The 12,650-nt window shown below is 68.2% G+C and carries 7 protein-coding genes; 5 read left to right on the top strand and 2 right to left on the bottom strand.

Annotated features, from left to right (window positions below):
* Positions 1-124: 124 nt before the first annotated feature.
* A complete protein-coding gene (locus GGQ96_RS06465; RefSeq protein WP_246360210.1) occupies positions 125-2,257 on the bottom strand; it encodes a TonB-dependent siderophore receptor in 2,133 nt (710 codons plus the stop codon).
* Between the two features lie 256 nt (positions 2,258-2,513).
* On the opposite strand from GGQ96_RS06465, the gene GGQ96_RS06470 reads away from it, so the two are divergent.
* Positions 2,514-4,124 carry a hypothetical protein gene (locus GGQ96_RS06470; protein ID WP_184112781.1) on the top strand — a complete coding sequence of 537 codons (1,611 nt, stop codon included), beginning with the start codon at positions 2,514-2,516 and terminating at the stop codon, positions 4,122-4,124.
* 86 nt (positions 4,125-4,210) lie between these two features.
* A complete protein-coding gene (locus GGQ96_RS06475) occupies positions 4,211-7,033 on the top strand; it encodes a TonB-dependent receptor domain-containing protein (RefSeq protein ID WP_184112783.1) in 2,823 nt (940 codons plus the stop codon).
* A 58-nt stretch (positions 7,034-7,091) separates the two neighbouring features.
* Here GGQ96_RS06475 and GGQ96_RS06480 read toward each other — a convergent pair whose 3' ends face one another.
* Entirely contained in the window at positions 7,092-7,748 is a 657-nt protein-coding gene (locus GGQ96_RS06480) for a prolyl hydroxylase family protein (RefSeq protein ID WP_184112785.1), read from the bottom strand.
* A 117-nt stretch (positions 7,749-7,865) separates the two neighbouring features.
* Between GGQ96_RS06480 and GGQ96_RS06485 the strand changes: the two genes are divergently transcribed.
* From GGQ96_RS06485 to gspE, 3 genes are all read left to right on the top strand, one after another.
* The gene (locus GGQ96_RS06485) at positions 7,866-8,750 is read left to right on the top strand and encodes a type II secretion system protein N (protein ID WP_184112787.1); all 885 of its coding nucleotides are present in this window, start codon (positions 7,866-7,868) and stop codon (positions 8,748-8,750) included.
* The gene (gspD, locus tag GGQ96_RS06490) at positions 8,747-11,005 is read left to right on the top strand and encodes a type II secretion system secretin GspD (protein ID WP_184112789.1); all 2,259 of its coding nucleotides are present in this window, start codon (positions 8,747-8,749) and stop codon (positions 11,003-11,005) included. Before GGQ96_RS06485 ends, gspD begins: the two co-directional genes overlap by 4 nt.
* A gap of 116 nt (positions 11,006-11,121) precedes the next feature.
* On the top strand, positions 11,122-12,639 hold the full coding sequence (gspE, locus tag GGQ96_RS06495; RefSeq protein ID WP_184113207.1) for a type II secretion system ATPase GspE: 1,518 nt from the start codon (positions 11,122-11,124) through the stop codon (positions 12,637-12,639).
* Positions 12,640-12,650: the final 11 nt, after the last annotated feature.

Below are 12,650 nucleotides of genomic sequence, written 5' to 3' on the forward strand. Positions count from 1 at the left end.
GGACATGTAACAGGAAGAGTGGAGGACGCAACGCAGGCGTATATGCCTATCGAATTTAGGGAATCTTTCTGGCGCGACCTGTTGCCGATTTGCATCAGGCCGCGGCAGGTGGTGGCATCTGCCGCTACCAGGCGACGCGCGCGGACAGGCGCACGGTGCGCGGCGCCCCCGGATACACCCAAAGCGGGCTGTACGAACTCATCGCATAATGGACGTCGAACAGATTGTCCGCTTCCAGCCGCATGGTGAGGGCGGGGGTGACGCCGACCTCGCCGGCCAGCTTCACCTTGGTATAGGCGGGCAGGCGCAGGCCGCTCGTGTCGATCGCGCCGGCGCGATTGCCGACATAGGCCAGGCCGCCGCTCAGTGACCAGCTGGTGCCCCAGCCGGTCGGATAGCGTCCCACTGCGAACAGCGTGCCCGAATGCTTGGCGACGTTCAGGACGTCGGGCGTCGCGAAGCTTTTGTCGTCGGCGCGCGCATCGATATAGGCGTAATTGCCGACGAGCTGCCAATGCGGGATCAGCCGGAGCGAGGCGTCCAGTTCGACGCCCCGGCTGGTCAACTTGCCCAGGGGCGCATTGTAGCCGGGATCGACCGGGTCGTTGGTCAGGATGCCGCGCTTCTTGATGTCGAAGAAGGTCATGGCGGCATCGAAGCCGGTCCAGCGTCCGGCGACGCCCAGTTCGAACCCTACCGCCTGTTCGGGGCCGAAGGCGTCGCCCTGCGGGTTCTGCGCGGTCGGACGGCCGCTGCCGGAGTTGAGCAGGAAGGACTCGCCCCAATTGCCATGGAGCGCGATCGCGTCGCTCAGCCGATAGCGCGCGCCGAACCGGAACTTGACCGGCGCGCCCGTGGCTTGCGTGGTCAGGCCGGTCCGGTTGCGACGCAGCCGCTGGCGATAGGCGTCATAACGCACGCCGCCGGTCAGCGTCAGCCGGTCGGTCACGTCCCACATGTCCTGAACGTAGAGGGTGCCGACGACCCGCTTCTCGCGCTGGTCGATATTGGGCAGCACGGCGGGGCGGGGCTGGCCATAGACCGGCGCGAACACGTCGATCGCATAGGGACGCGCGGCGCTCGGCCGGAAGCGCGGCAGCCGCTCCAGATAATCCAGCGTATAACCCTTGATGCCCAGGCTGGGATGGTGGACGCCCGCCGCCTCGAACCGTCCCGCCAGCTCCAGGCGCGCCGACAGGTCGGTCGCCGAATAGTCGCGCTGGCGATGTTGCCGCCACAGGGTGCGGTTGTCGGCGGCCAGGAAGGACTGGTCGCTGGAGAAGCCGCGCAGGATGGCGAAGCGCCATGCGACGCCGCCGTTCAGCGACCATTCGCCGCCCAGATCGTGGCGGCCGGTCAGTTGCAGTCGGGTGTTGCGCGCCCGATGCCGGCCATCGCCGGGTTCGCCGACGAAGCGGTTGCGCGGCACAGCCAGCGCATCGCCCGCGATTGCCGGTACGCCCCGGTCGAACGCGGCGGCGAAGGCTGTATATTCCGCTAGGGCGGTGATGCTGGTGCGTGCGTCCGGCCGCCAGGTGAGCGAGGGGGAGACGGTGCGCCGCGACAGGCCGACAAAATCGCGGTAGCCGTCCGACTCCTCGGCCGCGACCACGATCCGGCCCGCGACCGTCCGCGACAGCGGGCCGGTCACGTCCAGTTCGCCACGCCGCGTGTCGAACGATCCGTAGAGCAGGCTCGCGTCGACCGCCGATGTGAAGCGCGGCGTCTTCGACACGATGTTGACGCGGCCGGCCGGGTCGATGTCGCCGAACACCGCGCCGGCCGGTCCCTTCAGCACCTCGATCCGCTCGACCGTCGCGGGATCGCGCGGCGGCGCGAGGCCGCGATTGGCCAGGAAGCCGTCTATGTAATATTCCGCGCCGCCGTCCGGCGTGCCCAGGAAGCCGCGGATCGCGAAATTGTCCAGGAAGCCGCCGCGGTTGTTCTGCTGGCTGATGCCGCTGAACAGCTCCAGCGCGTCCGACAGGCGGTAGGTGCCGTTAGCGACGAGCAGGTCGCGCTCCAGCGAGCGGCTGGATTGCGACATTCGGCGAGTGAGCAGGTCCGAGCCGAGGGTCGAATCCCGGCCGGATGCGGTGCCGAGCACGACGATATCGCCATGATCGTCCGCGTTCGCCACGGTGGCGTCACGAGTGGCGACTTCCTGCGCGGTGGCGATGCCGGGAAAGGCGACCGGCAGGAGCGGCAGGCACAGGGCGGCGATCCGTGCGGCGGCGCGGCGGCGGAACATGGTCATCGTAGCGTCAATCCCCCGGAAAGTCGGGCGCCTATAGCCAGACTATGGTTCATGTTACAACATGTCATCGAGCGGATGGCGAGGGCGCTGCTGTAACCGATCCGTCACGAACCAGTCACGATCCCGTCATCGGAATCGCATTTTCCCGTCATCTAAACGGCCTAACCGCAAGTCCGAGATCGGCAGGGGGACCCGCGTCGATCGCGGCATCGCCCAGGTGCCGACATAAAGACAACGATCGACGGAGTTCTTCGAGATGGCAAGCTTTTCGCGCTACACCCGCCTGCTGATGGCGGGTTCGGCCTGTGTCCTGCTCGCATCCTGCGGCGGCGCGGACAGCGTGGCGTCGCCCGGCGCCGGCGCGATCACCGTCATCAATCCGGCGACGCCCGCGCCGACCCCGACGCCTACCGCCACGCCGACCCCGACCGCGTTGACTGCCGCGCAATTCGCCGCGCAGACCACGGTGAACGGCATCACCATCACGTCGCAGGAGCAGCTCGACCTGGTCAATGCTGGCACCAACAACGCCGTCAGCGGCACGAATATCCTGAACGGCGTCTATCCGACCAACGCCACGCCGGTCGCCGCCAGCGACCCGACCCGCCTGGGCAGCTTCTTCACGCCCGCGAACTTCATCGGCGCGACCAGCGGCCCGAACGACAACAACTTCATTGGCTGGACCTGCAACTCGACCGCCGCCAATTTCGGCAGCGGCAGCGCGTCCTGCACCGCCGTGCCCAGCATCGGCTCGCCGGTGGCCGGATCGTGTCCGACCGGCACGATCGACGACGGCACCAATTCGTCGAGCAGCCCGACCTTCCGCTATTGCCGCCTGCCGCAGATCATCGACACCGACCTGTCGCTGCCCAAGATTGCCGGCGTCGTCTATCGCTTCCGTGGCCAGACCGAGGTCGGCAACGTGGCGACCGGTGCGACCGCGACGCTGACGATCGCGGCCGGCGTCGTGCTGGCGGCGGATTCGTCGGAGAGCACCAACGATCTGCTGCTGGTCAATCGCGGGTCGAAGATCAACGCGGTCGGCACCGCCGCCGCCCCGATCGTCTTCACCGCGCAGCAGAACCTGGCGTCGAACGGCGTGTCCGACGCGACTCAGGGCCTGTGGGGCGGCATCGTGCTGCTCGGCCGGGCGCCGACCGCGGTCTGCGCCGCCGGCACCGGCCCGAACAATGCGGAAGGCACCAGCTCGACCTGCCAGAACCCGATCGAGGGCGTGACCAATCGCTTCTACGGCGGCACCAACCAGGCCGACAGCAGCGGCACGATGCAGTTCGTGCAGATCCGCTACACCGGCATCGCGATCAGCGAAGGCAACGAGCTGCAGGGCCTGACCCTGGGCGGCGTCGGCTCGGGCACCACGCTGGACCATATCCAGAGCCACAATTCGGCCGATGACGGCGTCGAGATCTTCGGCGGCACCGCCAACATGAAGTACATGGTGATGACCGGCGCCGACGATGACGGCTTCGACATCGACAATGGCTATCGCGGCTTCATCCAGTTCATGATCACTGCGCAGAAGCCGCTGGGCGCGACCGCCGACAGCTTCTCGACCGAAATCGACTCGAACGGGGCCGAGGACCTGCTGCCGCGCACCTTCGCGCGTTACGCCAACTTCACCTTCATCCAGACCGCGACCGCGCCGGCGGCGATCCGCCTGCGTGGCGGTGCCGACATGGCCTTCGTCAACGGCATCGTGAAGACGCCGCAGGGCGTCGCCTGCGTCAACCTGGTGGCGGGCGAGGACAATGGCGGCCGCACCACCATCCGCGCCGCAAACTCGGCCTTGCAGGATGTCGGCCCGCCGACCTTCAACTCGGTCTATTTCGAGTGCCAGGGCCGCTGAGGCGCACCGCTCCTTGAGCGACGCGATGCCGGGGTGGCCTTGACCGCCCCGGCATCGTCCATTTTCCCCTGATCCGGACATCGGTCATGCTGCAGCGCCCCGCCTTCGCCTCGCTTCTCCTTCTCACCTCGCATTTCGTCGCCCCGGCGGCGCTCGCCCAGGTCGCGGGCGGCAGCCCGGCGGCGCAGTCCTCGCCGCCGGCCAGCACCACCGGGACCGAGGTCGACGCCCCCGCCGACGCTGCGCAAGGCCAGGCGCTGGCCCAGCCCGGCACGACCGCCGATCAGCAGGAGCCGGCGGTCGAGGTCTCGACGCCTGGCTATGACCCCGCCGCCGCCGAGGACATTGTCGTCGTCGGCCGCAACATCCCGAACACGATCCGCGCCACGCCGCAGGTCATCTCGGTCTTGTCCGCCGCCGACATCGCGCGCACGGGCGAGGGCGACATCGCCGGCGCGCTGACCCGCGTCACCGGCCTGTCGGTGGTCGGCAACGGCTTCGTCTATGTCCGCGGCCTCGGCGACCGCTATTCCTCGGCGCTGCTGAACGGGTCGCCGCTGCCCAGCCCGGAGCCGCTGCGCCGTTCGGTGCCGCTCGACATCTTCCCGACCACCATCGTCGGCTCGGCGCTGGTGCAGAAAACCTATTCCGCCAACTATCCGGGCGAGTTCGGCGGCGGCGTCATCAACCTGACGACCAAGGCGATCCCAGACAAGAGCTTCGTCTCGATGGGCGGCACCATCTCGGCGGATACGGTGACGACCAGCGAGCTGGGCTATACCTACAAGGGCGGCAAGCACGACTGGATCGGCTTCGACTCCGGCGAACGTCGCGTGCCGGGCTTCATCACCGATGCGCCCAACGGCAACGGCATCATCCCGACCGAACAGGTTGCGCAGCTCTCCAACGCGCGCACCACCCTGCTCCAGCGCAACAACCAGCTGCCCGCCAATGGCTCGGGCGAGGTCAGCTTCGGCATTGTCAAGGATGTCGGCAGCGACCGGGTGGGCGTGATCGGTTCGGCCAGCATCAGCAACACCTGGCGTACGCGCGACGCGACGCAGCAGGACACGATCTCGGCGACCGGCGCCTTGCGCAACGACTTCTCGACGCTCATCACCGACAATCGCGCGGTGGTGAACGCGCTGCTCGGCCTCGGCTACGAATTTGGCAAGAACACGGTCCGCCTGACCAACATCTATATCCACGACACGCTGAAGCAGGCGCGCGGCTCGGCCGCCACCGTCTACAACAACAGCAGCGGCGCGCCGATCTTCCAGCAGAACACCAACTGGTTCGAGCGTCAGCTGATCGAGTCGCAGCTGGTCGGCGAGTTCAAGCCGTTCGACCGGGTGCAGCTCGACGTGCGCGGCGCCTATGCGAATTCCAAGCGCCTGGCGCCGTACGAGCGGCAGTTCATCTACCTCTGCAACACGTCGCTCAACGTCACCGTCACCGAGGCGAATGCGTCCGAGGGCATCCAGTGCCCCGGCGTCTATCAGGCGACCAACGCCTTCGACCGGTTCGCGACGGTGGTGTTCAGTCGGCTGAACGAAAATCTCTACACGGCGCAGGCCGATGCCTCGTGGCGGCCCAATCTGGAGCGGCCGATGACGTTGTCGGCGGGCTATTACTTCCAGAAGAACGAGCGCAGTTCGACCCGTCTGCCCTTCGTGTTCCAGACCACGACCGGCGGCGCGATCCCGTTCCCCTGCAACCTGTTCCGCCCCGATTATCTCCTGTCGCCCGATGTGCTGAACGGCTGCCCGGTGGCCGCCAATCCGGCGCAGAACGCGGTGCAGCTGCGCTTCGACGCGGGGCAGAACGGCTCCTACGCCTATGACGCCAGCCTGTTGATCCATGCCGGCTACGCCCAGATCGAAGCGGAGGCGACCGATGGCCTGCGCGCCACGATCGGCCTGCGCTACGAGACGGCGAAGGAGCGGGTCGACCCGATCAACGCCACCGGCACACGGCTGAACAACGATTATTTCCTGCCGGCGGCGACGTTGACGTGGAATTTCGCCAGCGACATGCAGCTACGCGCCAGCGCGTCGAAGACGATCGCGCGTCCCCAATTTCGCGAACTGGCCCCTCAGGCGTTCCGCGACTTCGAGTCCGACCGACTGTTCTTCGGCAACCCGTTCCTGAAGGATTCCAAGCTCTATAATCTGGAAGCACGCTACGAATGGTTCTTCGCGCGCGACCAGCGCGCGACGCTGTCGGGCTTCTACAAGCGGATCGACAATCCGATCGAGCAGGTCGGCTTCTTTCCGACGCCCGATGCGCGGCTCCAGACGGGCTTCACCTATCTGCCCAAGGCGACCCTGTGGGGCGCGGAGGCCGAGGTGCAGAAATACGTGCCGCTGACGGCCCTTGGCGGTCTGTTCGAGACGCGACGGGCGGTGATCATCGCCAACTACACCTATACCCAGTCGAAGATCACCGCCGATGCGCAGTGCGTGCCGAGCGTCCTGGGCGTGCAGATCGCGCCCTGCGGCCCCGGCTTCGCCCCCGCCAATGTCCAGTTCCGCAACGGCGCGCCGCTGACCGGGCAGTCGGACCATCTGGTCAACGTCCAGCTTGGCGTCGAGGATACGGACAGCCTGTCGGCGGTGACCCTGTTGTTCAACTATGCCAGCAACCGCGTCACCAATCGGGGGCCCAGCTATCTGAGCGGCACCGGCTTCCAGCCTGACATCATCGAACGGCCGGGCATCCGGCTCGACCTCGTCGCGCGCCAGGGCGTGGAGGCGTTCGGCGGCCAGTTCGAGATCAAGGCCGAGGCGCGCAACCTGACCGGCACGCGCTATCAGGAGCGGCAGGATTTCGAGAATGGCAATACGGTCTTCATCAACCGCTATCGCCAGGGCCGCATCTTCACGCTGGGCGCGAGCGTGACCTTCTGATCGCGAAGGGGCGGCGGCGGTGGGCCGCGCCGCCCCTTCGCGACCGAGCTGGGATCGGTCACCCCCAGGGGCGTTCGCGAAACCACTTCGTGATCACGTACTTCACACCGGTTCGCACCTTCATGCCCTGGTGGAGCGTCGCGGGGTTCAGCGTGCCGTCGGGGCGGCGGTTGTTCCAGCAGACCAGCTTGCCGGTCTCCGGCTGGATGATCTTGTCGATCGCCTTGAACCGGGTCGCGCCGCCCGCCTCGGGTTCGTTGAGATAGACCATCACCGTCCACGTGCGGTTGCCGGCGACACCGCAATAGCGGTCGAAGTCGAGGCCATCGGGTTCGAAATAGTCGGTATGGCCCTTAAACTCCTGACCCACCGCATAGCGCTGCCCCTGGAGCGGTTCGCCATAGACGCCGTCCAGCCCGGTGAGCGCGGCGATCCGCGCCTCGGTCTCCTGCACCACCGGATCATCGGCGGCGAGGTCGCCGGTCTCGCTGGTGCGATAGGCGGCGTGACCATTGCCGTCGGCCAGCGTCGAGGGGCGGCGCACCGCATCGATCCGGGCGACCAGCTCGGCGCACAGCGCCGGCGGCAGGAAGGCGCGGCGGACGAACAAGGTCAGCTTGCCGCCCGGGATTTTCTGCACCTGGCCCTGGGAAAGGATATGATCGGTGATGGCCATGGCATCCAGTCCATTGCCGAGCGGTGGAAGCAGTGTCATGGCATCATCTTCTGCCGAACATTGGGTCGGTCACGCCAGCGGATTTTTGTTTCCGATGTTTGACGCCGAGACGTAACATGGCATGGTTAAGCCCCAAGCCGGCGGGATGGGAATAGGATGCGATTGAAGCTCGACGCGCGGGCGCGCCGCTGGCTGCGGCGAATACCCGTCGTCAACGTCTATTCGGTGGCCGAGCTGGTGCTGATGGGTGCGCTGGCGGTCCAGTGCGCGCGCTTCGTCTGGATCGTCGCGACCCCGGTCGGACCGGTTGGCGACTGGCGACCAGCGGGCGTGACGCTGCCCGGCTCGCCAGCCGCGATCTTGGCCCAATTCGATCCTTTCTTCCGCCTCAATGCGCCCCAGGCGGGCCCCGCGACGGTGACGCCGCTGCAACTGACGCTGTTCGGCATCCGGCTGGACGAGGCGACGGGGCGCGGCTCGGCGATCGTCGCCGGCGCGGACGGCGTGCAGAAGAGCGTCGCGGTGGGCGAGGAGGTGCAGCCCGGCGTCACGCTGAAATCGGTGGCCTTCGACCATGTCACGCTCGATCGTGGCGGCACCGCCGAGGACCTGTTCCTCGATCAGTCCGACGCGCCGCCCGCAGGCGGTGCGGCCCAGCCGTCGGCCGAGGTCGGATCGCGCGCCGCGGGTGCGATACCGACGCTGGGCGGCGGCCCGGCCCTGGCAGGTGCTGGGGCCGGCGCGGGGGCGGGCGTTTCGGTCGGCCAGCTCCGTCAGGAAATCGGCTTCATCCCGCGCATCGACAGCGGCCGGGTCAGCGGCCTGGTCGTCCGGCCCCAGGGCAGCGGCGCGGCGTTCCGCCAGGCCGGGCTGCGCGAGGGCGACGTCGTCACCGCGATCGGCGGGCGCGCTGTCAACGGACCGGGCGATCTCGACCGGATCGCCACCGATTATGCCGGGGGCGGCAGCGTCCCCATCACCGTCGAGCGCGGTCAGCAGACGCTGGCGCTCGCCATCACGATAGCGGCCCCTTCCAAATGAAGCTTTCGCATCTCCTCGCCTTCACCGCGCTGCCGCTGACCGCCCTGGCGGCCGCGCCCATCGCGGCGCAAACCACGCTGAACGTGCGCGACGCCGACATCCGCGCGTTCATCGCCGACGCCGCACGCGTGACCGGCCGCACCTTCATCATCGACAACCGGGTGAACGGCAAGGTCACGGTGGTGACCGACCGGCCATTGTCCCGCTCCGAATATTTCGAAATTTTTCTGTCGACGCTGCGCGCCAACGGGCTGGTCGCGGTGCCGACCGGCAATGGCAGCTTCCGCATCCAGCCGATCGACAATGCCGCGTCGCAGCCGACCCGCGTCGGATCGGCGGGCGCTGCGCGGAACAGCTTCGTGACCGAGATCGTCCGGCTGCGCTCGGTCGATGCGCAGAGCGCGGCCGAGACGGTGCGTCCGCTGGTTTCCCCGCAGGGCTCGGTGACCGCCAACCGCGCCGGCAACAGCCTGGTCGTGGTCGATTTCGGCGACAATATCCGCCGCATCCGCGAGGTGCTGCGCCGCATCGACACCGATAATGCCGCGACCCGCGTCGTCACGCTCCAGAATGCCGGCGCGCGTGAGATCGCGACCGCGCTTCAGACGCTCGCCGGCGGCGGCAGCGGTGCTGCGAGCCAGGGCACGGGGCAGGGCGGCGGCAGCGCGGCGGCGGGCGGCAGCAGCGGCACCGTGTCGGTCGTATCGGTCGACAGCAGCAATTCCGTCGTCATCCGTGGCGATCCGGCGACCGTCGCCCGCCTTGCCGCGGTTGCCGCCGATCTCGACCGCAAGGCCAGGAGCGGCACCGAGATCCGCGTCGTCTTCCTGGAGAATGCCGATGCCGAGCAGCTGTTGCCCGTGCTCCAGCGGCTGGTCGGGCAGACGCCCGACCCGGTGCAGGAGACGACGCTGTCGCGCGGCTCGTTCCAGACCACCAACGGAACGACGGGCACGTCGAGCGGCACGATCGCGCCGCAGATCATCCAGCCGAGCCAGACGAGCGGCAGTGGCGGCGGCGGCAACGCCACGCCGAACGGACAGCAGGCGGCGGTGTCGACGCAGGGCGGCCGGACGGCGGCGGTGGTCACCCGCTTCGCCGGGGCGAACGCGATCGTCATCGCCGCGCCGGCCGATATCCAGCGGCAGTTGTCCGAGGTGGTGCGCCAGCTCGACACGCGGCGCGAACAGGTGCTGATCGAGGCGATCATCGCCGAGGTGTCCGACGCCACGGTCAACCGGCTGGGCGCGCAGTTCCTTCTGGGCAATCTGTCGGGCGGGGCGTTCGCGGCCTCGACGTTCAGCAATTCCGCGCCCAACATCCTCCAGATCGCCGGGGCGATCGGCGCACGCTCGCTGGCGACGCAGACGACCGTAATCAACGGCAACAATACGACCACCACGACCGACAACACCATCTCCAACCAGCTCGCGCAGTCGGCGATCAGCTCGCTGCTCGGCACATCGGGCGGGTTCGCGGGCTGGGGCGGCCGGGTCGGCGACACCATCTTCGGCGCGATCATCAATGCGGTGAAGAGCGATAACACCTCGAACCTGCTCCAGGTGCCGCACCTGATCACGCTCGACAATCAGCAGGCGCACAGCCTGGTGGGTCAGGAGATTCCGGTCACCACCGGCCAGGCGCTGTCCAACGACTTCAACAACACCTTCCGCACGGTGCAGCGCCAGAATGTCGGCATCCAGCTCGACGTGAAACCGCAGGTCAATGCCGGCGGCTCGCTCAAGCTGTTCGTGCGGCTGGAGGTCAGCTCGATCGCCGGACCGGTGTCGAGCAACAACAGCGAGCTGATCCTCAACAAGCGCGCCTTCGAGAACGTCTTCACGCCCGACGACGGGCAGATCACGGTGATCGGCGGCCTGCTCGACGATGCGGAGCGGCGGACGATCGAGAAGATCCCGGTGCTGGGCGACATCCCGCTCGTCGGCAATCTGTTCAAGAGCCGCGCGCGCAGCCGCACCAAGAGCAACCTGATGGTCTTCATCCGCCCGACCATCCTGCGCACCGCCGAGGACAGCCGGCGCGTGACCGAGCAGCGCTACGGCTATCTGCGCGCGCTGCAGGGCTATGCGCAGCCGGGCGTCGAGCCCTCGATCGACCAGTTGGTGCGCGACTATATGAACGCCGCGCCGCCGATCCCGCGCGCGCCGATGCCGGGTAACATCGAGGACCCGAACATCGCGGTGCCGATCCAGACCCAGCCGTCGATGGCGATCCGGCCGAAGGGGAAGCGATGATCCGCGACCGCGACGATCCGGCCCCGCTGCCGATGGGGGCGATGGCGGAGCCGCCGCCCCTGGTGGCGGCCGATGTCGCGCTGCCGGTCGAGACCCCGGCCGAGGCGATCGCGCCGATGCCGCAGATCACCATCCCCTATGCCTTCGCGCGCAAGTTCGGCGTGGTGGTGCAGCATAGCGATGTCGACTCGCATTTGACCGTGGCGCTGCGCGAAGGGGCCGATCCCAAGGCGCTGATCGAGGTGCGGCGGCATCTGGGCCGGGCGTTCGACGTTGCAATCGTCGAGCCGGCGGCGTTCGACCGGCTGCTCTCGGACAATTACGCGATGACCGGCCACGCGACGGCGCTGGCGGCGGTGGGGATGGGCGACGAGCTGGACGCGCTGGCCGGCGACCTGCCGACCGCCGAGGACCTGCTAGACACCGCCGACGACGCGCCTGCCATCCGGTTGATCAACGGCATCATCGCCGACGCCACGCGCAACGGCGTGTCCGATATCCATGTCGAGCCCTACGAGACCGGGTTGGTCGTCAGGATGCGGATCGACGGCGTGTTGCGTGAGACGATGCGGATGCCGCCGCATGTCGCGCCGGTGGTGGTCAGCCGCATCAAGGTGATGGCGCGGCTCGACATCGCCGAGCGGCGCGTGCCGCAGGATGGGCGCATGGGGCTGACCCTGGGCGGCAAGCTGCTCGACGTGCGCGTCTCGACCCTGCCCAGCCGCGCGGGCGAGCGGGTGGTGCTGCGTATCCTGGACAAGGAGAATGCGGGCATCGACCTGGACGCGCTCGGCATGACCCCGGCGATGCTCGGCCTGTTGCGCGGCGCGCTGGCGGAGCCGAACGGCATCATCCTGGTCACCGGCCCGACCGGTTCGGGCAAGACCACCAGCCTCTATGCGGCGCTACGTCTGCTCAACGATGGCAGCCGCAACATCCTGACCGTTGAGGACCCGGTCGAATATGCGGTCGAGGGCGTCGGACAGACCCAGGTCAACGCCAAGGTGGGCCTGACCTTCGCCGCCGGCTTGCGCGCGATCCTGCGCCAGGACCCGGACGTGGTGATGGTCGGCGAAATCCGCGACCGCGAGACGGCCGAGATCGCGGTGCAGGCGTCGCTGACCGGCCATCTGGTGCTGTCGACCGTCCATACCAACGACGCGGTCGGCGCGATAACGCGGATGCGCGACATGAAGGTGGAGCCGTTCCTGCTCGCCTCGACGCTGCGCGCGGTGATCGCGCAGCGGCTGGTGCGGCGGCTGTGCCCGAGCTGCCGACGCCCCGTGCCGGCGCGCGACACGGTCGCGCCGATGCTGGGCATCGCGGGTGACGCGATCGTCTATCAGGCGGTTGGCTGCGACCAGTGCGGCCACACCGGCTATCGCGGTCGCACCGGCGTCTACGAGGCGGTGCGCGTCGACGAGACGATCCGTCGCCTGATCAACGAGGGCGGCGACGAACAGGCGATCGCTGACCATGCCTTCCGTCGGTCGTCCGACCTGGCGAGCGCGGCGCGCGAGCTGGTGCTGGCCGGCCAGACCACGCCCGAGGAAGCGATCCGCGTCTCCCGCCGCGACGTGACCGATGTCGCGCCCGCGATCGAGGACGCCGTTCCCGCCGAGGCCGCGCGATGACGATGCCGGCG

The sequence above is a fragment of the Sphingomonas abaci genome (assembly GCF_014199625.1).
GTDB lineage: Bacteria > Pseudomonadota > Alphaproteobacteria > Sphingomonadales > Sphingomonadaceae > Sphingomonas > Sphingomonas abaci.